The organism is Streptomyces longisporoflavus, assembly GCF_014649775.1.
GTDB lineage: Bacteria > Actinomycetota > Actinomycetes > Streptomycetales > Streptomycetaceae > Streptomyces > Streptomyces longisporoflavus.
The window spans coordinates 14043-38346 of sequence record NZ_BMTR01000042.1 but is presented as its reverse complement, the minus strand read 5'-3'; the positions used below and the strand labels follow the sequence as shown (position 1 = coordinate 38346).

Sequence of the window (24304 nt, the reverse complement as noted above, 5' to 3'; positions counted from 1 at the left end):
GGACCGGGAGACCGCCCGGCTGCATGCCCTGGTGGACGGGCTCGCCGTCCACGCGGCGATGCGCCCGGACATGGAAACCCCGGAGGCCATGCACGCCATCATCGTCGGCCACCTGGCGGAACTGCGAACCCCGCAGCCCGATCGCCCCACGGCCGAACCCTGGCGGCAATAGGTCGCCCCGACACGGGAGCCCGCGCGCTTCGGCGATAATGATGCAGGCGACGGAGAAGTCGGGGACGGGTACGCCCGATCATCAGCCTCGTGACAAGGCGCGGGTTCTCGCCGATGCGGCCAGACATCCCTTCATGCTGTCGACACCTCTGGACGCATGGCAGGCCCATTGGCGCCCACTACTGCAGCGGTGCTTGCCGTGGCTGGTGAACAGTTCGGTCGTTGATGTGATCATGGGTGGGGCCTTCTGATGCCAGGTTGAGGCCGGTGAACTGGACGCTTTGGACCGTGGGGCGCGCCAGCCGGGCGCGTGACTACCCGCCCGCCGTAGTGCCGGACGGCGGTTCGTACCGCGGTTCTGTCTAGGATCCGGTCGTGGCTGACATCACCGATGAATTGATCATGCTGGAACGATCCTGCGAAGAAGCGCGCGCGGCGCTCGCGGGTCTCGACGGCGAGGAGTACGCGGCGCAGTGGCGCCGATGGGCGGACGCGGCCGAGCGCTTCCAGGCCGCCGTGACCACGCACGCCGAGGAGACGAGTCAGCCGCGGCATGTGGTTGAGATGGCAGCGAAGAAGGCGGTTCGCCGCGCGGAGGAGGATCCGGTCGAGTAGTGCCCCGCGTTGACCGGTGTGCGGTCTCAGTGGACTTGAGCGCGCGCCACGGATATGACCGGCGCGTTCCGTGGCAGACATTGTCGGCACGGTCAGCCTGGCGTGGCTGGACCGTCTACCCCGATCCTCACCAAAGTGGGGAGCGGAAAAGAGTGCCTCGCACGGAGGCCGTTCGTCGTCCGGCAGGAACTTGTGCGGGGTCTTGTCCGGAGCGTCCGCGAAGGGGTGCTCTTCCTTCGTCCTCGCGCCTGCCATTGCGCGTGGTGATGCAGGTGCGTCATGGCCGCTGTGGGCCCGGTGCGGCGTCGAGCCGCACGAAGGGAATCTGGCGGCCGGCCCGCCGGTAGGCGGCCGTGCTGCCGTCGACGTCGAAGCCCATGAAGGCACACGGGCGCCGGGCGGCGCGGGGATGGGCCGAAACGTAGCGGAGCATGATCTCTGCGCCCTCGTCCGCGGTGAGGAAGGCGGCGGTGACGGCGTAGTGGCGGTTGGCGACCTGGATCGTGGTCTTCGGGGCGGCCTGGAGATTGCGGTACCAGGCGGCTTCGGCCCCGAAGCCGGAGGCCAGGATCCCGGTACCCGGTGCGGGGTCGTGGGCGACGACCTCCAGCACCACGCGCCTGCGGAGGCCGCTGGCGCGGCCGATGTGGTTGAGGAGCAGCAGACGCTGGCCGAACAGCGGGCCGAGACCCACGCGGTAGAAGGCGAGGGGCAGCCGTGCGAGGTGCCGTCGCCAGCCGCGCGGCAAGGCGGGGCGCTGAGGCTTCGGGTCGTCCTGCTGCGCCGCCATCTGTCTCCTTCGTGGGTACCGCCGCCTTGGGGCGGGGGGTGAAACGAAGCCGCCCCGGTGTTGAGGTCGTCTGCCGGGACGGCTCGCTGGTCTACCGGCAGGGCATCACCGACGGTGCCACGGATGCGATTCAGGTCAGCGATCGTTTGCAGCTGTGGCAGGGCTTATCGAAGCGAGTCGGGGACGCTGCCGCCGCCCATCGCAGCTGCCTGCCCGCAGCAGTCCCCGATCCTGAAGCGGCGTCGCTGCCACCGAGCCAGGCGGAACCGTCCGACCAGGCGGACACCCGTGCTTGCTGCCACGCGAAAATACTCTTCGAGGCGGTGCACGCGGTGACCGACACCGGGATCTCACTCCACGCCGCAGCCCACCAGCTGGGCTTGAACAGGCGCACCGTGGGCACATACGCGCGAGCCGCCACCTGGCAGGAATGCGTATGCCGCACCCGCTCGCGCCGGCCCAGCAGCCTCGATCCGTACCTGGAGTACCTGCGGCAGCGGTGGGAGGCGGGCGAGCACAGTGCGACGGTGCTGCACAAGGAGATCGTCGCCAAGGGTTACCGGGGCCACTACCAGCGGGTCAAGATGGCCATCGCGCCGCTGCGCCGGGGCCTGCCGATCGATACACCGCGCGAGCGACCGCCCTGGCCCCGGCAGGTCGCCCGCTGGATCAGCACCGCGCCATCCCGGCGTGGCCTGCACGCCACCGAGGCACTCAGGCGGCTGCTCGAGTGCTGCCCGGAGCTGGAGCAAACCCACGACCTGGTGCGTCAGTTCGCCGCCGTGCTCGACTCCCGCGAGGCCACCTTGCTGACACACTGGCTCGAGCAAATCGCGACCTCCCGCCTTCCCGCCCTGGTCAGCCTGGCCAATGCCATCCGCGACGACCAACCCGCAGTCGTCCAGGCCATCACCACCCGTTCAACTCGGGCGACAACGAAGGCCGCATCACCGACCTGAAGCTCCAGAAGCGGATCATGGCCGGACGCGCGGGAGTTCCATTGCTCCGCCACCGCGTCATCCTCATGGCCCTGCTCCGACGCCGGTACCAATAACGGGGCGACACCGGTGCACGGTGGCACTCCCCAAGTTCACGGAAATCTTGCCAGGGCCACTCAGATGAGTACGCAGACAGCCGTGGCTGCTGCGCTCCCGGTGACGGCGAATGACGACCATGAAGAGGTGCAGGGCGCACCGTGTCGCGGGCAGGGTAGAAAGGCGCCTTGGTCAGGAAAGTGGGGCCGGCGGAGCGCAGGGACGATGCGGATGCGGTGACCTGGGCGGTCCTGACCGCGTCACGGGTGCTGGTGGTGGTGTCCGCGCGCTCGTCGCCGAGGTCGGGGGCCGGGTGATGCTGCTGCAGTTCCGCATGCCGGTGCCGATCCCTGCCGCCTGGCCCACATCAAGTCCCGGGCTGAAGCCAGCTGAACCGCCCGACCAGCCCCGCTTCCGATCAACCCGGCTCTTCTTCTACCCTCAGACCAGGTGACGTTGGGTCTTGGGCCCACATCGCAGGCTCCCAGCCCTCGAGCCGTGACAGACGCGCACGCTTTCACGAGACGGGCTGGAGCCGCATCGCCGACGAGGCAGCTCCAGCCGCCGCCCTCCCGGGCGGCCAGGAGGGCTTCCCGCAGCCCGGGCCGCCCGGAGGGCGCTCGGCGCGAGGACCCGATCGAGGGGGAGCCTCGGTCCCTCGCGCCGCGGCCGCCGCCGCAGTCCGCGCGGCGGCGGCCGCACACTCCCAGCCTCCCACCGCAGGCGCGCCATGTCCGCAAACCGGCGTATTCCGTTCCGGGCCACCCTCTCGAACCGGCCCCGGCGCTGAGGCCACTTCCGCCCACGTGCTGGCCTGCCGACTTGTGGCAGTTGCTGCTGCGCCGTGAGGCCGGGCCGCTGGACTGCGCCCGCTTCACCGACCAGATCGAGCGGGCCCTTCCGGGATCTGTCTGGGTGCCTTGTCCGCGTCACGCCGCCTCCGGGCGAAGCGGCCGATGCAGGCCGGATGCCGGGCGCGGGCCTCAGCCCCGCACGCCTTGGAGGCAGGCGGCCTGTGCCGGCGGCGGGCTGCCCTTGCCTGCCGTCTTGGTGTGCGACGCACGGTTGCCTGTGCGAGGAGTGGGGCTGACCGGCTGTTACGCAGGCTCCTCGCCCGTTCGGGCGAGGAGCCGCCGGCATGTTGCCGGCGGCCCACCGGTGTCGGCAACCGCTTGCTGTCGTCCGACCGGAGGCAGGCGCGGCCTGCAGTGGTTGTCCGGTACATGCCTGTGCAGAGCATGTGGGGTGTACAGGCGAGTGTTACGGAAATGTCCGTGCTTGGTAACTGATCGCGAGCGGCCTGCCGTCGACGTCACCGGACCTTCACAGTTTGTGTCCCCGGCCCGCACCGGACCGGGTATCCGCACCGCGCACTCACCGGCAGGTACGCCTGGTGAGGCACCGCTTTTGAGGGGACATCACTCATGTCTGCTTCTTCGACCGCCCGCCGTATGGCCGCCACGGCCCTGGCCGCCGGCACTGTCGTCTCCGCCATCGCGCTGCCGGCCACCGCAGCCGACCGGGACCACCACCGGCATCCGCGGGTCGAGATCAGCGCCGTGCAGGCCGACAGCCCCGGACGCGACAACCACACCAACCAGTCACTGAACGCTGAATGGGTCGAGATCACTAACCACACCCGCCACGCGGTCAACCTGCGCAACTGGACACTGCGCGACAACGACGGCAATCGCTACCGCTTTTACGACGTACGCCTCGCCGGCCGGGCGACGGTCAGGGTCCACTCCGGCATGGGCCGCGACACCCGCACCGACCTCTACCAGGACCGGCGCGACTACATGTGGGACAACCGAGCCGACACAGCCACCCTGCGCAACGACCACCGCCGCACCGTGGACACCGAGTCCTGGGGCCGCGGCGGGCACCACCACCGTCGCTGACCGTGCCCCGGGGTGAGCCTGCTGCCCCGGTCACCATCGGCGGGCTCACCCCGCAACGCTCCGAGCGGCGCAGGCCCGCCTGAGTACGGCGAAGCCATCCGCCCGGCCCCGCGGCGGATGGCTTGCGTCACCCGCACCCCGGCACGGCCGAGAGGGGCGTTGCCGCCCTGGCCGGCACCCGAGGGCGGGCCGACATCGATGTCTGGGAGCCGAAGCAGGAGGGAAAAGCCTCACGGCCAGCTTCGATGCCCGTGGCCGCCCGGATGAAGCGCTCGTCTCTCAGCGATGGGGACCGGATCGTGGTCGCAACCGCGCAGCGAGCCCTCGTCGCCGCCGACGGCCTGATGCGATGACCCCGGGGACATGCCGGTCACCGGCGCGCATACCGCGTTCCTTCGGCCATCCTCCGCCGGATGCCGCCAGAGCCACAGCAGCCGTGCCCAGCGCGCCCATGTCGCCCGACGTGCAGGCTGTCGGGGCCGCGGAGGTGAAGGGGACGCGTGGACGGTGGGGCGAGTCCCGGCCGGAACGGGTCGGCATGCGCATTCAAGCTTTGCCCAAGGCTTTGTTGTGGCGTTACGTTCTGCGCCATGGCGGATACCCGGCAGCAGCCGATGGCGGGCCGGTCAGCTGACGAGCTGAACGCTCGGATCCGTGCTCTGATGCTCCGCAGCGGCGGCGTTCTCAGCGCCGAACAACGCAAGGAGTACGAGGAGTTGCTCACGGCATGGGCGCAGGCTACGCGACACTCGTGATACGGCCGCAGCGCACACGGCGGGTATCGAAACGGGCGTGCCACTGCTTCCCGCGCACGGGGGCGGGCCCCGGTTTCGCGCCCTGGAAGACGTGGCAGGTGTGCACCCCCTGGCCCTCTGACGTGTCCCCACGATCACCGCACTGGATCTCGGACACTCGCGCAGTGCGCGATGGACGCTCCCACCGCAACCGCGCAGGTCGCCCCGGGTGGGCCAGGTAGCCGAACCACCGCTCGACCTGGTTGATCCAGGAGGATCAGGTGGGGGTGAAGTGCGGCTTGGACCGCGGGGGTTTGGCCAGCCAGGTCGGCGACCGTCGGCTCCTACTGCCGCGAGGACCTCCCCGAGCTTCGTGACGGCACCCATCATCGCAGCTGCAGGACGGGCCCGCCCGGACGATGCGCTGAAGGCCATGATGTCCCGGACGCCGTGAAGAGCCCACACTTCCCTCCCGTACGCAGAGTGCGTAGGCCACGATGGAGGTGGCCCGAGAGCCTTGCTTCATCCTTCGAACATTCCGGGGCCATGAGTAGAAGGACACCCGATGGACCTCGATATCACCGCTGAGCAGCACGATGTGCTGACCCTGTGCGCGCTGCGCGCCGGCGATGCCACCCTCGACTGGAGCCTGTTCGCCCGTGGCGCTCAGAGCCCCGAGGGTCTGGCCGCGCTCATGGACGGGCAGGTGCGCGAGGACTCGCGTGCCGCGACGAAGAACCGCCCCTTGCTGCAGCGGGCCCTGGCCACTGGCCTCGACGATGCCCGTGCCCGTGTCGACGACGAACTCGCCGCGGCCGATAAGGCGGGTGCGCGTCTGGTGACCGTCCTGGACAGGGACTACCCGGCGAACCTCCGCATGATCGGCAATCTGCCGCCGTTCCTCTTCTAGCGCGGCGGGCTCGATCAGCGCGATGCCCGCTCCGTCGCCGTCGTCGGCACCCGCCAGGCCTCCGAGGACGGGATGCGCCGGGCGGCCCGGATGGCCCGCGAGCTCGTCGAGCACGACGTCGTGATCGCCAGCGGTCTCGCCAAGGGCATCGACGCCGCCGCCCACCGGGCCGCGCTCGCCGCGGGCGGCCGGACCTTCGCCGTCATGGGCACCGGCATCGCCGCCCCGGTCTACCCGGCCGAGAACCGGCCGCTCGCGAACGCGATCCTCGCCGCCGGCGGAGCGCTGCTGAGCCAGTTCTGGCCCACCAGCCCTCCGGCGAAGTACACCTTCCCCCGCCGCAACGTCGTCACGTCCGGCACCACCCTGGGCAGCGTCGTCATCGAGGCCTCCGGCACGTCGGGCGCCAAGATGCAGGCCCGCCTGGCCGCCGAGCACGGCAAGCTCGTCTTCCTGATGCGTTCCCTCGCCGACACCCAGCCCTGGGCCGAAAAGATGCTCGACGAGAACAAGGCGATCCTGGTCACTGCCTCCAGCGACATCACCGACCGCCTGGGCCGGGCAGCGCACATCCAGGCCGCCGGCCGGCAGCGCCAGCAGCTCGCCCTGGCCGACCTGTGACGGCAGGCCTCCCGGATCCGGCAGGCTTCCCCGACTGCCCGGTATGCGCCTACCGCATCACCGGCACCGCCCGCCTGTGCTCCCGCTGCGCCGGCCGCACCCTCCAGCCCGTCGCCGAGCCCCACTGCCCCGTCTGCTCCCAGGCCCTTACACCCGGCAGGCCGTGCAGCAACCGGGTGTGCGCGCTGCCGGAAGCCGAACGCGGATTCTCCCGCGTCGACGCGGTCGCCATGTATTCCGGAGCCCTGCGCGACAAGATCCACAAGCTGAAGTACGAGGGGAGGGCCTGCTGGGCGATGATCTTCGGTCGGCTCTCGTCGGCTGGCTGGAAAGCCACCCCGAGGCGATGCACGGCGTCGACTACGTCACCGGGAACCCCACCCACACGGGCCGCAGGCCTCTCCAGCACATCGAGGCGATCATGGACGCCGCCTACACGGAGGACGTGACCCGGGCCTTCCCCCTCAGCCCGCCGGGCGGCCACCGGCTGGTGAAGCATGCCGAGACGGCCCGGCCCGCGAACCGCACTCTGGACGAGAAAAGCGCGGCCGCGGCCGCGCATGCCGCCGCGCTGACATGGACCGGAGGAACCGGCCACATCGAGGGGGCGACCGACCTCCTGGTCGACGAGCGGATCGCAGCTCCAGCACGTTGCGCGCCGGCTCCGGGCATCCGGTGCTGCCGACGTCCGGGGACTTGTCCTCGCAAGGGTTCCCTGGAGCGGATGACCTCACCCCGCCGCGAGCAAACTTGTCGGCTGGGCACGCTGCAGGGGAAGGGGAGCGGGACCCTGGCGGGTGCCGCGGCCAATCCTGACGATGACGGCCGACGCCACGGCGATCACTTCCCAAGCGCTGCTCGACCGGTTCATGCCGTCCCGCGCCCTTGGCCTCAGTCGCCACTGGCTGGTGCTCCTCGCTGTCGCCGTCGATGGTTCGCCGGTAGCCGGGATGGTCCATGTCCATCTGAATGGCTGCGTGGACGGGCAAGGCGGGTGCTGGATGCGGCCGAGCCAGGCCAGGGCGTGCGTGCACAGTCGTGCGGCGACGACCACGTAGGGCAGGGAGTCCTCGTCGTCGGGGTGGTCGATGACGGCGATCTCGGTGGAGGTGAGGCAGTGCCAGTTCTCGGCCTAGTCTGCTCCGTTGGCGGCGGTCCAGCGGCCGCTCACCGGCGGTGCAGTGCGGAGCCCGCAGCGCGCGAAGTTCTCGCGCGGCGGAGAGAGGCGTTCGAAGCCTCAGCTCACTGGCTCAGGAGTTCGACCGTCTCCTGTTCCGCCCACTTGATCTGCCTCACGAGCGGGTCAGACGGGTCGTACGGGAGGGGGTGTGCGCAGCGCGATCATGGCGACGTCGTCGTCGTTGTCGCTGGGGCGGACCTGGTCCAGCAGCAGGTCGCAGAAGGAGTCGAGGGGGCGGTGGGCGAGGGAGGCCGCGTGTCGGCGCAGGCGGTCAAGTCCGTGATCGATGGAGTGGTGCGGGGATTCGACCAGTCCGTCGGTGTAGAGCAGGAGCGTGGCCCGGGGTGGCAGGACGGTGACGGCGTCGGGGCGGGGTCTGGTGACGCCGGTGCCGAGGAGTATGCCGTGAGCCTCGTCGAGGTAGCGGGTCTGGCCGTCGTGGGTGATGAGCAGGGGTGGCGGGTGGCCGGCGTTGGTCCAGCGCAGGCGCCAGAGGGTGTCGTCGCCGCGTGTGAGGCTGGCGAGGATCATGGTGGCCATGGGTACCTCGGCTATGTGCATCACTGCCTCGTCGAGCTGTGTGACAACGGCGCTGGGTGCGGTTTCGGGGTGGGACCAGGCGAAGGCGCGCAGCATGTTGCGGACCTGCGCCATGCCGGCTGCGGCGTCGAGGTCGTGTCCGACGACGTCGCCGATGGCCAGTGCGTGGGCTTGGGCGCCCAGAGCGAAGGCGTCGTACCAGTCGCCGCCCACGGAGGAGGCGTCCGGAGCGGGTACGTAGCGTGCGGTCATCTGCAGTCCGGGCAGGACGGGCAGCTGGGGCAGCAGGTGGCGTTGCATGGTCTCGGCGACTTTGCGCTGGCGCTGGTACAGGCGTGCGTTGTCCAGTGCCAGGCCCGCCCGGCGGGTGAGGTCTTCCAGCAGCGGCAGGTCGGCAGGGGTGAAGGCGTCGTGACGCTGGGCGCGGCCCAGGGTCAGGGCGCCGAGTACGTCGCGCAGTCCGCGAATGGGTGCGATGGCGGCGGAGTGCATTCCTGTTGCGGTGAACAGGCGCTGCTGCTCGACCGCGATGCCGGAGTCGGGCGGGCCTTGGTAGGTGGCGGGACCGGCCAGGGAGGAGGCGGCGCCGCGCAGGGCCCGCGACAAGGGCATCGGCGACTCTGCCGGGACCGGGGGCATGGGGCCTTGCAGGTCATCCCGCTCGAGGAGAATGCCGTCCTTGTGCTCCATCACGAGAACACGTCGTACTTCGTCACGTTCGGTGAGCAGGTCGAAGACCGCCCAGTCCGCCAGCCGGGGCACGGTCAGGGCCGCCAGCCGGCGCAGCGCCTCGTCGATGTCCAGGGTGGATGTGAGCTGCGTGGTCGTCTCCGCCAGCAGGGTCAGGCGGTCCAGTTCCGTCAGCGGCGCGGACTGCCCGCCGTCGCTGTGGCGCACGTCCGACTGCTCTGCCTCGTACAGCAGCGTCAGCGAGCCCGCCCCGATCGGACCGGGCGCATAAGGCGTGACCAGCCAGGACAACCGCACCAGTGTGCCGTCGCCCCGGACGAACCACTCGGCGTCGCCATGTCGGGTGTCCCCCGCGAGGAGAGCCTTCCTGATCTGGCAGCGCGTGCGCGGCACTGAGTGCCCGTATCTGTCCCGGTGCAGCAGGTCGTGGAAGTCCTGACCGACAAGCTCCGAGGCCTTCCTGCCCAGCAGGCTTCGGGCCGCGCTGTTGACCGCGACGATGAGGCCGTCACCATCAACCGCGATGGCGGACGCCCGCAGGTTTTCCAGCGTTCCGTCGAGCAGGGCGCCAGAACGTGCCTGGTGCCCGGACAGGGGAGCGTTTTCCCTGCCTGGAGCGGCGACGTCGTCCATGTCCCTCCTCTGTTCAAGCCCGAATCGTGGCGCCTACCCCCACCGGAGTACGGCATGCACCGAAGGCTCCTCTTCCCTGCTGTGACTGCTCGAGCACATCCTGGTGGCGCAGGAGGAACTCGTCTGTCGGCGACGCTTTAATTGTGAGCCAGAACCGGCGGTTGAAAAGTGCCCCCTGCTGGTCAGTTGATGTTGGTCATTCCCCGGTGTTGGCGGCTGGAACCCGTCCGAGGTCGCGGCCGCGCATCCGGTAGCTGTCTCCCTTGAGCGAGATGACCTCCGCGTGGTGGACCAGACGGTCGATCATCGCGGCGGCGACGGTGTCGTCGCCGAAGGCCTCTCCCCACTGGCCGCCGGGTCCTGGTCGTCGGTCTAGACGAGTCGTTCCGATGTGATCAGTGGTTGAGTTGCAGGCCGCCGGACGCCATGGCGCAGCGGTCGCTTATGGGTGGTAGAGGGCGTGGGCGCGCGTCGGCTCGGACGGCCTGTCCTGGCCGAGGTCGAAGAAGTAGTTCACCTGCCATGCCTGGGTGCTGCGGGCCTGCCGGTTGGTCGTGGCCGCCCACGGCGGATAGACGCGGAATCCACGCTTCCCGCCGGAGCCGTTGCGGGAGACGATGTTGCGCTCGCACAACACCTCGCACGGGAACGCGAACTGCCCGAAGCCGTCGTCGGCGCGGCTGCTGATGACGAAGAGGTCCACGGCGTCGCCGGCGTCGAAGGGCCGGATCGGCCCCTCCTTGGACCGCTGCCACACGGTGACGAACTGGCCCACCTTCGTCGGGGTGGTCTTGGCCACGCGGAACCGAACCGAGCGACCATCGAGTGTGAACGCGCAAGCCGCGTACTCAGCACTCTCCGGTTCGGGCACCGGCAGCGAGCAGGCGAAATCGCTTGGGTCGTACACCATTGCCTTCGCTGCCAGCAGGTCACCGTGGAGCCCCGTCCACGGCTGTTTCGTCACCATGCTGTCATCCTGCCATCGCGCCTGTGCGCACTGCGTTGGCCCCTCATGCCGCCAGCCGCGCAGCCGCCACCCTCGAACCAGAGGTACATCCTCCGGGTGGTGCCTCTCTCACCGCAGGAGCAAGGCGAACACCAGGGCTGCGAGGGTGCGCCCGGCTCCGATGGCGGGATCGCTCCAGCCGCAGACCGGCCCTTGGATGATCGACCAGGGCCTTAAAAACGGGAGTAACCTCGACGGCGGCCTTCCCTTCATTGACCACACCTTCTTCCTGTCCGCCGTCGCCGCCCTGGCCCTGGCTCGCGGTGCTCTACCCGAGCACCGCGAGCTGATGGTGTGCATCGGCGACTGTCTCGCCGACCACCACAACGGTGACGGTGGCTGGGCCTGCCCGCCCCACAGGGCAAGCCAGTTCAGATGTCACCCGATCGTGCGGCAGACCCGTGTGTTCCACTCACCGGGAGGCTTCTAAGCCTCCGCGACCACGGGTGTGCCGGACAGTTCCACGCCAACTTGGCTGAGTTCGTCGCGAGCCTGCTGGATCGTGTCGTGGTGTACGCCGGCGGTCAGGTCCAGCAGGACTCGGGTGGTGAATCCTGCTGCGGCGGCGTCCAGGGCGGTGGCCTTCACGCAGTGGTCGGTGGCGATACCGACGACGTCCACGGTGGTGACGCCGTGCGCGCGCAGCCACGCGGTCAATCCCGTCCCTTCCTCGTCGGCGCCTTCGAAACCGCTGTAGGCGGCCTCGTAGGCACCCTTGTAGAAGACAGCGTCAAGGGCTCCGGCGTGTACGGCGGGGAGGAAGTCCGGGTGGAAGTCGGAGCCTTGCGTGCCGGCCACGCAGTGCACGGGCCAGGAGGTCTTGAAGTCGGGGGTGTCGGAGAAATGGTCTCCTGGGTCGATGTGGTGGTCGCGGGTCGCCACGACGTACTGATACCCGGCTTCTGCCGCGCGTCCGACCAGGTCGCGGACTTTGACGGTGACCAGGGCGCCGCCTGCCACGGGAACACTGCCGCCTTCGCAGAAGTCGTTCTGCACGTCCACCACGATCAGTGCTCGTCCCATGTTCCTGTCCTCCGGTTCGGTGTTCACGTCGTTCATGGATCTACTGCTCGCCGTCGGCATCTGGCCTCGGCGTCTCGTAGGTGTAGGCGTAGGCGAGGGCGGTGTCCAGGAGGTGGCGAAGCTGGGCCGGTGCCGGGGCGACGGCGGTGGCGATGAGGGCCCGGGGGTCGGCGAGAGGGGTCAGTACCGCGTGTCCCTCGGCCGGGTCGTCGTCGATGACATGCGGCTCCTGGGGTGTGCCCAGCCCAGGATCGACCAGGAGGAGCTGTCCCGTCGCCCGGTGGGATCCGAGGACGGCGGGGCCGTCCCACGCCGGCGCCGGGTAGCCGTAGGCGGTCTGCTGGTCGAGGAGCGGTCGTCCGCCGCGGCGGACGATCAGGCGGGTGGTGAGGTGGCCCGGCACCTCGCCCGAGCGGCCCAGGAGTTGTTCCTCCCGCATGACCAGACGGGAGGTGGGTGCGAGGTCGACGGTGAATGTCTGGTGCAGGGTGCTGCCCCGGGTACTGATCAAGGGTTCGGGCAGCCAGTGCAGGGTTGCGTCGTCGTCCACCGTGATCCGTACGTCATATGTGGCGGGGGTGGTGGTGGGGCCGCGCAGGGCGATGGTGGCGGCGGCCGTGGTCACCTCCAGTCGGGCCCGTCTCCCGGCGGTGATGTCGAGGGCGAGCCGGTCTCCGCCGAGCGGTGCGCTCATCGCGCCGAGTACACAGACACGTGCCTGCTCACCGCGGGCCCGTAGCCGGCGCAGGTGGAAGGGGTCGTCGTTGTGCAGGAGAGGGACCGTTGTGGTGCGGCCGTTGTGGGCGGCCCGGATCTGGGCGGTAGCGGTGACGCCGGACGGGTCGGCCGGGGCGGATTTGGTGGAGTGCCGACCGTGGGAACCACCGTCGGCTTGCAGCGGTTCGCCGGCCGGCGCCGGAATCACGGCCGGCGTCTTCGCGGTGGTGAGGGTCACTGGGTGGATCCGGTGGCGTGCCGGGCGGCGAGGCAGCTGGTGACCCAGTCGGCGATTGGCTGGATGCCGTCGGGGGTGGTGAGGCTGGTGAAGGCGTACGGCAGGTCCCCCCGCTGCCTGCGGGTGTCGGCCCTCATGGTGTCCAGGTCGGCTCCCACATATGGTGCCAGGTCGGTCTTGTTGACCACGAGGAGGTCGGCGGTGCTGATGCCGGGGCCGCCTTTGCGGGGGATGTCGTCACCGCTGGCCACGTCGATGACGAAGACCTGGCTGTCGACGAGCCCGCGGGAGAAGGTGGCGGTGAGGTTGTCTCCTCCGGACTCGATCAGGATCAGGTCGAGCGGGCCCAGGTCCTGCTCGAGCTGCTCGACGGCTTCGAGGTTGGCGGAGATGTCGTCGCGGATGGCGGTGTGCGGGCAGGCTCCGGTCTCCACGGCGGTGATGCGCTCCGGTGGCAGCACGGCCTCGCGGCGCAGGAAGGCCGCGTCCTCCTGGGTGTAGATGTCGTTGGTGACGACGGCGATGGACAGCCGGTCGCGCAGGGCGCGGCACAGGGCGGCCACCGTCGCGGTCTTGCCCGAGCCGACGGGCCCGCCGAAGCCGATGCGCAGGGCGCGGCGGCCGCCGTCGGCGAGCAGTGGTTCGGCGCTGTGGGTGTGGCGGTGCGGCATCGTCACGGGGGGGCGAGGTGCACGAGGAGGCTCCATGCGTCGGTCGGGGCTGGTCAGGAGGCGAAGAGCCGGACGGTCCAGGCGGCGTGCTGCTCGCCGGTGATGTCCAGCAGGGGAGCGGAGGCGGCGGGCAGGACGCCGACGCCCTCGGCGGTGACGCGGCGGGCCGCGGCGTCCGCGGCGTCCGCGACGGTGTCGAGTTCGCCGGCGAGCCGTGCCAGGACGGCGGTGGCGTCGAGCGGGTCCAGGCTCAGCAGGCGTACCGCGGCGGTCGCCGGGCCGCCGAGGCTGTCGTAGGCGGCGGCCCGGGCGGCGTCGAGCGGGGCGAGTCCGGCGGCGCGGGCGGTGACGCCGAGCACGACCGGTTGGTGGGCGCCCTGGGGCCGGTGTCGGGCGAGGTGGTCGAGGTCGGTGCTGGGCCAGGTGGCCCGGGCCGCGCGCATCAGTTGCCGGCCCAGACGGCGTGCGATGCGGCGCAGCGCCGCTACGGGGGTGCGGGTGTCGGCGGCCTGGTCCAGGGCGAGGGCGTCGCAACCGTCGGCGGCGGCTGCGGCGAGGCCGGCGGCGACCAGTCCGGCGGTATGCAGCCGGCCCCGGCAGAATGCCTCCAGGCTTGCGGTGTCGTGGACCCGGCCGGAAGCGACGGCGGCCTCCATTCCGCCGGAGTGGGCGTGCCCGCCGGCGGGGAAACGGCCGTCGGCCAGGACGAGCAGGGCAGTGCGGCTCATGGGGTGGCGGGGCCGCCTTTCGCGACGAAGGTGCCGGAATCGGTCGCGCGAGCGTGACCGATTCCGGCCGTGGTGGTCAGAATCAGAAGCTGTGGTGGTCAGAAGAGGAAGTACCGCTGTGCCAGGGGCAGTTCGGTGGCGTAGTTGCGTCCGACTTCCTGCCCGTCGAGCGTGGTGCGGACGTCGGACGTGGTGGCGCCGCCGATGGTGACGTCGAAGGTGTCGGGGGCGATGTCGATCGTCGGGAGGCCGTTGTTGTGGACCATGTCGGCCTTGGTGACCTCCCGGGTGGAGCGGATCGGGCCCAGGGGCTTGAGCAGCCCGATCCGGGGGAGTTCGCCGCCCAGGGCTGCCTCGGCCACGAAGTTGAAGGAGTTGGCCGCCGGAGCGCGGCCCTCGAAGCCCCAGACGGGGCGCGGGAGGTAGGGCTGCGGGGTGGGGATGGAGGCGTTGGCGTCGCCGATCTGGGCGTAGGAGATCTGGCCGCCCTTGATGACCATGTGCGGCTTGACGCCGAAGAACTTCGGTTCCCACAGCACCAGATCGGCGAGTTTTCCGGTCTCGACGGAGCCGACCTCGTGGTCGATGCCGTGGGTGATGGCCGGGTTGATCGTGTACTTGGCGACGTAGCGGCGGGCACGGAAGTTGTCCGCGCGCGCGTCGTCCTCGCGCAGGTGACCGTAGCGGGATTTCATGACGTGCGCCGTCTGCCAGGTCCTCATGATCATCTCGCCGATGCGGCCCATGGCCTGGGCGTCGGAGGACATCATCGAGATGGCGCCCATGTCGTGCAGCAGGTCCTCGGCGGCCATGGTGGAGGGCCGGATCCGGGAGTCGGCGAACTTCATGTCCGCCTCGACCTCCGGGTTGAGGTGGTGGCACACGATCATCATGTCGACGTGCTCCTTGACGGTGTTGACCGTGAAGGGCCGGGTGGGATTCGTCGACGCGGGCAGCACGTTCGGCTTGCTCGCGAGGCTGATCATGTCGGGGGCGTGGCCGCCGCCGGCGCCCTCGATGTGGAAGATGTGCAGGCTCCTGTACCTGGCGTCCTTCGTCCTGCGGTCCTTCTTGGTCGCGGCGAAGGTGTGGTGCACGAAGCCGGACTCGTTCAGGGAGTCGGCATGCAGGCGACCTGGACCCCGGTCTCCTGGCACACGTTCAGCGCCGCGTCGATCACGGCCGGCGTCGCGCCCCAGTCCTCGTGGATCTTGAAGCCCAAGGCACCGGCCGCGACCTGGTCGTGCAGCGCCTTCTCGGAGACGGTGCTGCCCTTGGCGAGCAGGCCGATGTTGACCGGGAAGGCGTCGAGCGCCTCGAACATGCGCTGGAGGTGCCATTTGCCTGGTGTAACGGTCGTGGCCGTGCTGCCTTCGGCGGGCCCGGTGCCTCCGCCGATCAGCGTCGTCACCCCCGAGGCGACCGCCTCGTGGATTTGCTCCGGGCACAGGAAGTGCACATGGGTATCCACGCCGCCCGCGGTCAGAATGCGGTCCTTGCCGGAGATCACCTCTGTCTCGGGCCCCACGACGAAGGCCGACGCGCGCGGGTCGCGGTTGGCCGGCGGCGTCATGGTCTCGGGGTTGTATGCCTTGCCGATAGCCCGGATGCGGCCGTCGCGCAGCCCGACGTCGGCCTTGACCACGCCCCAGTGGTCCAGGATCAGTGCGCCGGTGATCACGGTGTCCACCGGTTCGCGGGGGTCGTCGCGGGGGATGTGCGACTGGCCCATCGACTCGCGGATCACCTTGCCGCCGCCGAAGACCATCTCATCGCCGCTGATCCCCGGGCCGCCGCACCAGTCGGCGTCGATACGCAGGACGAGATTGGTGTCGGCGAGCCGGACCCGGTCGCCGGCGGTCGGTCCGTACAGGTCGGCGTAGCGGGAACGCAGCAGTGGGTCCCAGGGCTTGTCCTTCTTGGCCTTGTTCTCAGTCCTGTCCGGCATCGAGGTGCTTCTCCTCTTCGCTCTTGTCGGCCTGCAGCCCGTGGATGATCCGCTCACCGGCGATCGGCACCAGCATCACGGTGCGCTTGTCGCCGGGCTCGAACCGTTCGGACGTACCGGAAGGGATGTGCAGCCGCATTCCGTGGGCGGCCTCACGGCGGAATCTGAGCCCCTCGTTGGCCTCGGCGAAGTGAAAATGGGAGCCCACCTGGATCGGACGGTCCTTGGGGTTGCGCACCACCAGCGGTACGGGCGTCGCGCCTTCGTTGAAGACCACCCGGTGTTCGTCCTCGTCCGGCAGCAGTTCCGGCTTGCCGGGATGAATCTCCACCTTGGTGGACGCCTCATCGAACGGATCGTGGATGGTCACCAGCTTCGTGCCGTCCGGGAACGTCGCCTCGACCTGGACGTTGTTGATCATCTCCGGCACGCCGTCCATGACCTCGCTGCGCTGCAGCACATGGCGACCGGACTCCATCACCGCATCAACCGTTGCCCCGGCCCGTGCCTCCTCATAGACGTGTGCCGTCAACAGCGCCATGACCTCGGGATAGTTCAACAGCAGACCGCGTTCACGCCGCCGCTGGGCGACATCGGCCGCCACGTGGATCAACAGACGTTCCTGCTCATGCGGAGTCAGATGCACCCCGGTCCCCCATCTCCTGTCCGTCGCTTCGCCCGCGCGGCAGGCATCACAAAGCGGAATAAAGGGATGCCGCCGGTCGCGCCTGTCGTAGATCGATCCTGAAAGAGGGAGGGGCCCCATGGACAGTGAAACGGTCTGGTTGGCCCGGATGGAATGAACCGGGGTCACAGGGAGCATGCGGGGCGCAACACCCGCGTGCGGGGCGGAGAGGCATCGGCTGATCTCGTGAGTAAGCTCCCGCTGTCTTGCGCGCGGTGAAAACGGCCGGCTGTCCGGCACACGTACGAGCAGTGCTGTCGGGGGAGAGGCGTCACCCATGTGAGCGGTTCGCTTCACGCCAGTACGGGCTTCGGCGAAACCTTCCGGAAGCGGGCGCCAGAGCACACCTGCTGCAAACGAAACGCGGCTTTCCCGGAGCCGCAGCGCAGCGGCCGGTGTGCACGCGCTGCTGGAACAAGTTCGCGGACGACCGCTGGCAGCCGTCGTTGCGCAGTGAGGGAGGCGACCTGTGAGGGCCGAAGAGGCGGCCGCGTGCGACGCGCCGAGGCGGAAGGCGAGGAAGAGCTGCAGCCTGTTCGGACGCCGCCGGTGGCCACTTCCCGAGCATGCCCGACGCGGACCGCGTGGAACTACAGCGCGTCGCCCGCAGTTCCATGACGAAGTGACGTCGTCGAACCCTGACCAACCGGTTGCGGGGCAGTTCAGAGTGCGCACCGGCCGGGGCGGCAGGCCCCTCTGCTCGACCGGAGGACCCGGGCGGCCGGGGCGACAAGGTGAAAGTGCGGGCGCATAACGGTCTGGTCTTGGGGCACAAGGTGCGTCGCATACCCCTGGTAGTGGCTTTGAGGGAGGCCCCTGATGCTGATGGCACACCCGGTCGTGCTGAAGAACCTGCTCGAGCAGTACGAGACGCTGAGCGCGCTGCATGCCGAGAAGGGCACCAAGGAGGCGCGTCAGCGCATGGAAGACGTCGCCTACACGCTCTGTGTATCGACCGGAACCCGCCACATCGACGCCGCCCTCACCGCCGCGCGCCACCAGCTCTCCGCGCCCCGCGTCGACGGCGGACACGCCCTTACCGCCTGAGGGGGCAGGCCGACGGCGCCACAGCGCCGCCCACGGGAAGATCTGATCGTCACCTCTCTGCGACGGCCCCGGCGCAGCATGGACGCCCCACCCACCACACCCCCTATCGCCGTGCTCTACACCCTTCCGCAGGCCCGGGTGACGGTCCCTGCGGACGACTGCCGGGGGTCGTCATTGGTCAGCACCGTGGCGATGGATCGCGCAGAGCGCCGCCGCCCCGACCGCCCCCTGGCGCCGGTCCCGGCCGACGCCGCGAGCGCTGTCCCCCCGTGTCACCGTGCACGTACGGCAGCCCCCGGGGCTGGTCCTATTTCTGTAGCCAGATGAAGGCAAGAGTGCCTGCGCCGTAGGCGAGGCAAGCCGAGAGGCTTCACCGACGTGCTGCAAACATAGAGAAGCCCCGGCTGGACGGGGGAGACCAGCCGGGGCCGTAGAGCGTGGCACGCGGAGGGCGGTCGCCTCTCGGCGAAAGGCTCCATGGGGCTTCAGCCGAACGATCTTCCCCATGGGCTATAGGTGAGGCCCGGGGACACTGTCCCCTCCGCAGCCACACCCAGATGAACGATGTGCCCTACACGGATGTTCCGGGCCGAGGCCGTTTCCGGGGTGAGCTGGAACACGCCGCGAACGACCGTGCGAGGGCCCTGCATCTCGATCAGTTCGGCCTGGAAGGTGCCGTTCAGGGCTTCGGCCATCGCGTTGACGCTCCTATTTCTAGAGTCGAGTGGCTATGAACGTGAGTTGGGGTTCTGGTCCACTTCGTGTGGTGCCAGCCTGGCGTGCTGCCGTGTGCTTCTGTCGAGGGCCCGCGACCAGATGTCCAATCGCGTGTTCCTGGCCGAGCTTTTGATGACCGAGTGCGACGGCCAGGCCCAGGGGACGTTCCCAGCGGCGCATCAAGGCGGCAGCGTTCCCGCGGGACAGGTCGCTGCGGTCCTTCGACTTCGGGGCCAATCCGAGCGGCGACCCGGCCACCGTCAACCCTCGCCACCTGCGGGTGGGGCCAGAAGGGCGAGTCTCTCTGCCTGGTCGGGGATTTGGACACCGGCAAGTCCCGCCTGCTGATCGCGCTGGGCAGCGAGGCCGTGAGGAACGGCTTTCGGGCCCGCTACGTGCTGGCCACCGAGCTCGTCAACGAGCTGGTCGAGGCCGTCGACGAGAAGCAGCTGACCAAGACCATCGCCCGTTACGGACACGTTGATCTTTGTGCATTGGTGAGCTCGGCTACACGGAACTCGGCCGCCGTGGAGCGGAGTTGCTGTTCCAGGGGCTGACCGAACGCGAGGAGAAGAAGAGCGTCGCGATCGCCTCAAACGAGTCGTTCTCGAAAAGCGCATTTGCTCCGGCGAGCCTGTACAAGGCGACACCAAGGGCCAACGGGTTCGGCGCTGCCGGGTACTGCGATCAGTCGTCGGAGAAGGAGAGACAGACCGCAGTCGGCTCCAGTGTTACTTGGTTCTGCGTGTAACAGTCCGCTTGTCGGGTGGCGACTTCGGCTCCGCAGCCCCTGCAGACTAGGTTCAGGCCATTGCCACCTGCAGGGCCTTGGCAGCAGCCGATTGATCGTATGAGGTCGGGATGCTGTTCGGTGCCGATCAAGTCGGTGGGGTGCACGATGAAGCCCGGGGGGTCGTTGTCGAACTCGCTCAGCCGAAAATTCGGGGCATAAGTTCCGCAGGGCACCCGGGCCGGACGTGTCCGGACACCCGGGATCTCTGACATCGGCACCGAAGGTGGCACTTTGGTCTTGGTGACCGGTTCGGTGAGGGGGTGTCGGCAGGGGTCACACAAGAAGCGCGGCATTTTGTTGATTCTGCAGATCGAACACTGCCGCGACCAGCGAATTTATCGCGTCGGTCACGTATCAGGAATGCGGCCGGGGTCTGCGTGGTCGGCGGGATAGATCATCGTGGCCTCGGAATCCATGCCAAACGCGGCGGCGACGAGCTTGGGATCCTCCAGGGTGCTGACCAGGCCGAGCAGTTGAGTGCAACGGATGATGCGAAGTGGGAAGCCGCAGGTGTCGAGGAAGTGACTGACATCGGCCGTGGACGCCCCGCTCAGGACGGCGGATCCAAGGGAACCGGATGGGGGCGGTCGCCGAGCCGGGCGCTCCGGGCACGAAAGTCGGGGTCCAGGACCTGGAGCATTTTGGCCTCACGGCTTGAGGCGTCGTGCAACAGGGCGAGCATGCTTCGTGCGGGTGGACGGCCGGCCCTGCTTCCGATCAATCCGGCTCGTCTTCTACCCTCAGACCAGGTGACGTTGGGCCTTGGGCCCACACCACTGGCTCCCAGCCCTCGAGCCGTGACAGACGCGCACGCTTTCACGAGACGGGCTGGAGCCGCATCGCCGACGAGGCAGCTCCAGCCGCCGCCCTCCCGGGAAGCCACTCCCAGCCTCCCACCACAGACACGCCATGTCCGCAAACCGGCGCCTTCCCCTCCGGGCCACCCTCTCGAACCGGCCCCGTCATGCTGCAGCAGCACAACGGACGGCACGTGCGGTCCGCGGCGAGATGAACCTTGCTGGTCAGCCCGCCACGGGACCTTGCGAGCAGGGCTTGCTTCAGACGGAGCTTGTGCCGTCGTCTGAGGTGCCGCCGTTTTTCCCGGTCGGGGGCGTCGCTTCCGTCCTGTCCGTTCTGTTCCGGCGCGGCGCCCCCTTTTGCCGGGCCCGTTCCTGGTCGGCGGCGGCTTCCTCCAGGGCGTCCATGACCTCCTTGCCGATGTACATCCCGGCGGCATCGTGGTGGGCGCGGGCGGTGGTGGAGTCCACGCTGACCAGGGACAAGTCCGTCTGCCCGCGGCGGGCGGCCTCCGCGATCGTGCCTTCCAGGAGAGCAGAGAAGACCCCGGCGTCCCGCCAGACGCGAAAGCGCCCGTAGACCGTTGGCCACGGTCCGAACTCGGCAGGCATCTCGCGCCACTGGGCGCTGGGCGGAACCGCCAGATCACCCCTCGAACTGCTCCCGCAGCCGCTCGGGGTACGGACCGTACTCGCCTGTCGGCAGGTACGGCTCGATGAACTCCCATTTCTCGTCGGTGAGTTGCCTACGTGCCACACCCAGCGTCCTACCAGGTCCTGCCCCCGCACCGGGACCAGAACCCGAAATTGATCACGACGTCACACAGGCCCTCAGCGCGCAGGCCTCCGCATCCAGCTCTTTCCGCGCCGGGGCACGTACTCCTACACGGCGTCGGCGCGAGTGCCGGCTCCCTACTTCCTGCTGTCGGGGGCGCAGGTAGTCGCGGTGGCGGTGAAGGCGCTTCTCGCCGGCCTGGCCCAGGTTGCGTCAAGGTGTCACTGGTCGGCGGCTGGTAGGGCTCGCGGGGCACCTTGGGTGGCGCCGTCGGCCCGGACATTTTTCGCGAGTACGCCACGAGCGCACTGCGCTCGCCCTCGACAACCCGTACGCGTGTCATCGGGCGCCCGTGCCGTGTGCAGGCTTCCGGACCCGCTCGCTACTGCCAGGTGGCGGTGTCTGGGTCGATGCCGTGGGCGCGTGCGCTGGCGTCGATGATGCGGCGGAACCACGTGGCAAGGCCGGCGCGGATGCCGTCGTAATGGGCAGCAAATCCCGGATCGGTCTCAAACGTGCGGCCGAGACAGACCTGCATCTGCCTGGTGAGGGGAAAGTACGAAGCAAAGACGTCGCGGTGCCATTCGACGAGTTGATTCGCTTCTGGGCTACCAGGTGTGACGCCGACGTCCAGCGCATCGCCGAGAGCGCGGTCGAAGTCGGCAACGGCGTCGGAGACATCCTGCCATTCCTTCGGACCGCGAGAGGCTGAGCCTTCGGCGTACTGCGCCCATTGCGTGGTCTCTCCGTAACGCCGACGGGCTTGGGCGGGCCAGTCCGGATTCCACTGGGGGCCGAAGACCGCGGCCTGCTGCTCGATGGTCAGCAACAGGCCGCGCTCGTGGGCATCGATCATCCGATCCAGTCCGGCACTGAGCTGCTGAAGGCGGTCGATGCGTTCAGCAACCTGCTGGCGCTGCGCGCGCAATGCGCCGGGCACATCTGCGGTCGAGTCGTCCAAGATGGCCCGGATCCTGTCCAGGCCGAGACCGACCTCACGGTAGACGACGATGCGGTGCAGGCGTTCCAGATCACCAGCGGTGTAGAGCCGGTACCCGGCAGCGGTGCGCAGCGACGGTCGCGCCAGACCGATCTCGTCCCAATGGTGCAGCGCGCGGACTGTCACGCCCAGACGCGTCGAGACCTGGCCGACGGTCAGGCCCTCGGCGTCAGTGGCATCAGGCATGCTCCCCATTGTCGCCGCGAGCGTCCCCCGGCGGGGTGATTCCGATGGCTTCAAGGTTCCGCGCCTCCTGACTGGCCGGATCAAAGGGCTTCGCCGCGGTGAAAACGACCCGTGCGTTCTCGGGGGTGATCACCTCCACGTCGCGGGTGTTCCAGAAGGTGTCCCGTGGACCGTCGACCGAGTTCGGGCGCAACGCTCGACATGCCTCGGCAAGGGCATCGACCTGGCTGAGTACGCCCGAGAAACTGAAGCTCATTGCTGGTGGCTGCTCCGGAATGCTCGCCGCCGAGACGAGGAGTACGTCCTGGAACGCCCACCGGCGCAGATGCACCATCGTGTCGGGGACGCTGAACAGTTCGAAGAATCCGAGCCCACGAATCCAGAAGTCCACCGACGCGGCCAGATCGCTCGTGGGGATCGTCACGAACGCGGGCATTCCATAGATGCCACGGAAGGGCTCTGGCGGAACCGCACCCGGGCCGGGAGCAGGCACAGGACTCATCTCAAAGGCGTTGTAGTAGTCGCTCATGCACCCACCCTCCAGCCTTACGCAACGTGAGGGTCAAGCCTGATCCGTGAATCTCGGACCCGCGCCCTACGCCAAGACGGAAAGCTTGCCGGCGCCGATGGCGGTGCTTGTGGCGGGTCCCTGGGAAGGCTGGTGCGTCAACCTCCGGGATTGCGTCTGTCAGGGGCGGGGCGATCGGTATGGCGACTGGGGCAGGAGGGTGGCGGGCAGGTGCCGGGCCTTTCCCATGAAGGTGGGCACGCGGTTATTGATCACGCGGCGAGGGTGAGTTTAGCGGTGTGGTGTCGGTGTTCGTATTCGTTGGGGCTGAGGTGGCCGTTGGCGGAGTGCCGGCGGCGGGTGTTGTAGCGGGTCAGCCAGGCGAAGACCATCCTGCGGCAGGTGCCAGCGTCACCGTAGTCGTGGGCGCCCCGGAGGGTCTCGCGTTTCAGGGATGCGTGGAAGCTTTCGCAGGCCGCGTTGTCGGCGCTGGTGCCGACCGCGCCCATCGACCGGCTGACACCGAGCTGGTTGCAGAGGCCGGCGAAGGCCCTCGATCCGTACTGGGCCCCGTGGTCGGAGTGGAACACGGGGCCCGCCAGGTTGCCGCGGGTCGCGGCTGCCATCCGCAGTGCGTCGGCGACCAGGTCGGTGCGCATGTGGTCGGCGATGGACCAGCCGACGACCTTGCGGCTGAAGCAGTCCAGCACGGTCGCGAGATAGAGGAACTCCCCGTTCTCCAGGGGGAGATAGGTGATGTCGCCCATGTATTTCAGGCCGGGTTCGGTTGCGGTGAAGTTCCGCTGGAACAGGTCCGGGACTGGCTGGGCTGCTGGGTTCGGGACGGTGGTGCGGACGCGTCTGCGCAGGCGGATGCCGGTGATGGAGAACGTTCGCATGATCTGGGCGACCCGCTTTTCGTTGACCTGCCGCCCCTGCTCGCGGAGCTCGGCGGTCACGCGCGGGGAGCCGTAGGTGCCGCCGGATTTGCCGTGGACCTGACGGATCTCCTGGGCCGGGACTCGGTCCTGGTGCTGCCGGGCGGCCCGGGCCCGGGCGCCGGCGAGCCACTTGTAGTAGCTGGACCGGTTCACGTCCAGGACCTGGCAGAGCCGCTTCACCTCGTAGGTGTCCCGGTGGTCGTCAACGAACTGGAAGCGGCTGATCACCAGTTCGTCTCTCCGGCGAAATATTTGGCCGCCTTGCGGAGGATGTCCCGCTCGGTGGCGAGTTTGCGCTCACTCGCTTCCAGTTCTGCCACCCTCGCCTCCAGCTGTCGGACCCGCTCGTCCGGATCAGCGGACGGCATCGCCTCCCGAGGTGGGGCGGCCGGCTTCGCCGCCGTCGCACTGGCGCCACGGCGTTCGCGGTCGCGCAGCACCCATTCACGCAGGGTCGCCCGTTTGATGCCCTGGTCGGCGGCGATGCTCTTGTAGGTCGCCCCGGGTGTGGACTCGTACAGGGCCACGGCATCGGCCTTGAACTCGTCCGAGTAGTCCTTCATCGCCTTCGGCGGTCTTCTCGCTTCCTCCGGATCAAGCAGATCCAGTATCAGCGTGTCCACCACTCAGGGGGAGGCCCCGTCACCGCTTCTATGCTACGCAACTATCCAATCTCGGCCTGACTCCTCATCCCAAGCAAGTTAT

General features: G+C 69.0%; 22 protein-coding genes and 4 pseudogenes. 10 read left to right on the top strand and 16 right to left on the bottom strand.

The window, feature by feature from the left end; translation table 11 throughout:
- A partial coding sequence (locus tag IE226_RS45345; protein ID WP_190086449.1) for a TetR family transcriptional regulator C-terminal domain-containing protein occupies positions 1–172 on the top strand: 172 nt, incomplete at its 5' end.
- A 374-nt stretch (positions 173–546) separates the two neighbouring features.
- Entirely contained in the window at positions 547–786 is a 240-nt protein-coding gene (locus IE226_RS40085; RefSeq protein WP_229871874.1) for a hypothetical protein, read from the top strand.
- Between the two features lie 277 nt (positions 787–1063).
- Here the strand turns inward: IE226_RS40085 and IE226_RS40080 are convergent, their stop codons facing one another.
- Entirely contained in the window at positions 1064–1576 is a 513-nt protein-coding gene (locus IE226_RS40080; RefSeq protein ID WP_190086448.1) for a nitroreductase family deazaflavin-dependent oxidoreductase, read from the bottom strand.
- 11 nt (positions 1577–1587) lie between these two features.
- Between IE226_RS40080 and IE226_RS40075 the strand changes: the two genes are divergently transcribed.
- The 5 genes and pseudogenes from IE226_RS40075 to IE226_RS44535 form a co-directional block, all read left to right on the top strand.
- Positions 1588–2535 carry a transposase gene (locus IE226_RS40075; RefSeq protein ID WP_229871873.1) on the top strand — a complete coding sequence of 316 codons (948 nt, stop codon included), beginning with the start codon at positions 1588–1590 and terminating at the stop codon, positions 2533–2535.
- A 1499-nt stretch (positions 2536–4034) separates the two neighbouring features.
- Positions 4035–4511 (top strand): lamin tail domain-containing protein, encoded by a 477-nt coding sequence (locus IE226_RS40070; RefSeq protein ID WP_190086447.1) that lies wholly within the window; start codon positions 4035–4037, stop codon positions 4509–4511.
- A gap of 590 nt (positions 4512–5101) precedes the next feature.
- Complete coding sequence (locus IE226_RS40065; RefSeq protein ID WP_190086446.1) at positions 5102–5266, top strand: hypothetical protein; 165 nt, start codon at positions 5102–5104, stop codon at positions 5264–5266.
- A gap of 544 nt (positions 5267–5810) precedes the next feature.
- Complete coding sequence (locus IE226_RS44540) at positions 5811–6155, top strand: hypothetical protein (RefSeq protein WP_229871872.1); 345 nt, start codon at positions 5811–5813, stop codon at positions 6153–6155.
- 60 nt (positions 6156–6215) lie between these two features.
- Positions 6216–6776 (top strand): annotated as a pseudogene (locus IE226_RS44535) (DNA-processing protein DprA); the annotation flags it as partial.
- 49 nt (positions 6777–6825) lie between these two features.
- Here the strand turns inward: IE226_RS44535 and IE226_RS40055 are convergent.
- The 4 genes from IE226_RS40055 to IE226_RS40040 all read right to left on the bottom strand — a co-directional run bounded on the left by IE226_RS40055 (position 6826) and on the right by IE226_RS40040 (position 10786).
- Positions 6826–7113 (bottom strand): hypothetical protein, encoded by a 288-nt coding sequence (locus IE226_RS40055; protein ID WP_190086445.1) that lies wholly within the window; start codon positions 7111–7113, stop codon positions 6826–6828.
- Positions 7114–8079: 966 nt separating this feature from the next.
- On the bottom strand, positions 8080–9819 hold the full coding sequence (locus IE226_RS40050) for a SpoIIE family protein phosphatase (RefSeq protein WP_190086444.1): 1740 nt from the start codon (positions 9817–9819) through the stop codon (positions 8080–8082).
- Positions 9820–10015: 196 nt separating this feature from the next.
- A complete protein-coding gene (locus IE226_RS40045; protein ID WP_308429594.1) occupies positions 10016–10210 on the bottom strand; it encodes an ATP-binding protein in 195 nt (64 codons plus the stop codon).
- Between the two features lie 51 nt (positions 10211–10261).
- Entirely contained in the window at positions 10262–10786 is a 525-nt protein-coding gene (locus IE226_RS40040; protein WP_190086443.1) for a MepB family protein, read from the bottom strand.
- Positions 10787–10946: 160 nt separating this feature from the next.
- Here IE226_RS40040 and IE226_RS40035 point away from each other — a divergent pair, with 160 nt between their 5' ends.
- Positions 10947–11255, top strand: coding sequence for a hypothetical protein (locus IE226_RS40035; RefSeq protein ID WP_190086442.1), 309 nt, complete (start codon positions 10947–10949; stop codon positions 11253–11255).
- Here the strand turns inward: IE226_RS40035 and IE226_RS40030 are convergent.
- From IE226_RS40030 to IE226_RS40005, 6 genes and pseudogenes are all read right to left on the bottom strand, one after another.
- Complete coding sequence (locus tag IE226_RS40030; protein WP_190086453.1) at positions 11252–11848, bottom strand: isochorismatase family protein; 597 nt, start codon at positions 11846–11848, stop codon at positions 11252–11254. The genes IE226_RS40035 and IE226_RS40030 overlap by 4 nt on opposite strands.
- Before the next feature lie 40 nt (positions 11849–11888).
- A complete protein-coding gene (locus IE226_RS40025; RefSeq protein ID WP_229871871.1) occupies positions 11889–12803 on the bottom strand; it encodes an urease accessory protein UreD in 915 nt (304 codons plus the stop codon).
- Positions 12800–13474 (bottom strand): urease accessory protein UreG, encoded by a 675-nt coding sequence (ureG, locus tag IE226_RS40020; RefSeq protein ID WP_229871877.1) that lies wholly within the window; start codon positions 13472–13474, stop codon positions 12800–12802. Before ureG ends, IE226_RS40025 begins: the two co-directional genes overlap by 4 nt.
- A 53-nt stretch (positions 13475–13527) precedes the next feature.
- A complete protein-coding gene (locus IE226_RS40015) occupies positions 13528–14202 on the bottom strand; it encodes an urease accessory protein UreF (protein WP_190086440.1) in 675 nt (224 codons plus the stop codon).
- Positions 14203–14300: 98 nt separating this feature from the next.
- Positions 14301–16150: pseudogene (locus IE226_RS40010) on the bottom strand (urease subunit alpha).
- Complete coding sequence (locus IE226_RS40005; protein WP_229871870.1) at positions 16134–16973, bottom strand: urease subunit gamma; 840 nt, start codon at positions 16971–16973, stop codon at positions 16134–16136. The pseudogene IE226_RS40010 and the gene IE226_RS40005 overlap by 17 nt, the downstream one beginning before the upstream one ends.
- A gap of 681 nt (positions 16974–17654) precedes the next feature.
- Here IE226_RS40005 and IE226_RS40000 point away from each other — a divergent pair.
- Positions 17655–17882 (top strand): DUF5133 domain-containing protein, encoded by a 228-nt coding sequence (locus IE226_RS40000; protein ID WP_190086439.1) that lies wholly within the window; start codon positions 17655–17657, stop codon positions 17880–17882.
- A 485-nt stretch (positions 17883–18367) separates the two neighbouring features.
- On the opposite strand, the gene IE226_RS44530 is transcribed toward IE226_RS40000, so the two are convergent.
- The gene (locus IE226_RS44530; RefSeq protein ID WP_229871869.1) at positions 18368–18577 is read right to left on the bottom strand and encodes a hypothetical protein; all 210 of its coding nucleotides are present in this window, start codon (positions 18575–18577) and stop codon (positions 18368–18370) included.
- Positions 18578–18686: 109 nt separating this feature from the next.
- On the opposite strand from IE226_RS44530, the pseudogene IE226_RS44525 reads away from it, so the two are divergent.
- A pseudogene (locus tag IE226_RS44525) lies at positions 18687–19206 on the top strand (ATP-binding protein); the annotation flags it as partial.
- 1143 nt (positions 19207–20349) lie between these two features.
- On the opposite strand, the pseudogene IE226_RS39990 reads toward IE226_RS44525, so the two are convergent.
- From IE226_RS39990 to IE226_RS39975, 4 genes and pseudogenes are all read right to left on the bottom strand, one after another.
- Positions 20350–20946: pseudogene (locus IE226_RS39990) on the bottom strand (transposase); the annotation flags it as partial.
- Between the two features lie 400 nt (positions 20947–21346).
- On the bottom strand, positions 21347–22150 hold the full coding sequence (locus tag IE226_RS39985) for a MerR family transcriptional regulator (RefSeq protein WP_190086438.1): 804 nt from the start codon (positions 22148–22150) through the stop codon (positions 21347–21349).
- Positions 22143–22679: a VOC family protein gene (locus IE226_RS39980; RefSeq protein WP_190086437.1), complete on the bottom strand. Its 537-nt coding sequence runs from the start codon at positions 22677–22679 to the stop codon at positions 22143–22145. Before IE226_RS39980 ends, IE226_RS39985 begins: the two co-directional genes overlap by 8 nt.
- 251 nt (positions 22680–22930) lie before the next feature.
- A protein-coding gene (locus tag IE226_RS39975) for an IS3 family transposase (RefSeq protein WP_229871876.1) occupies positions 22931–24162 on the bottom strand; the annotation gives its coding sequence in 2 pieces (ribosomal slippage) (positions 22931–23842 and positions 23845–24162; 1230 coding nt in all).
- Positions 24163–24304: the final 142 nt, after the last annotated feature.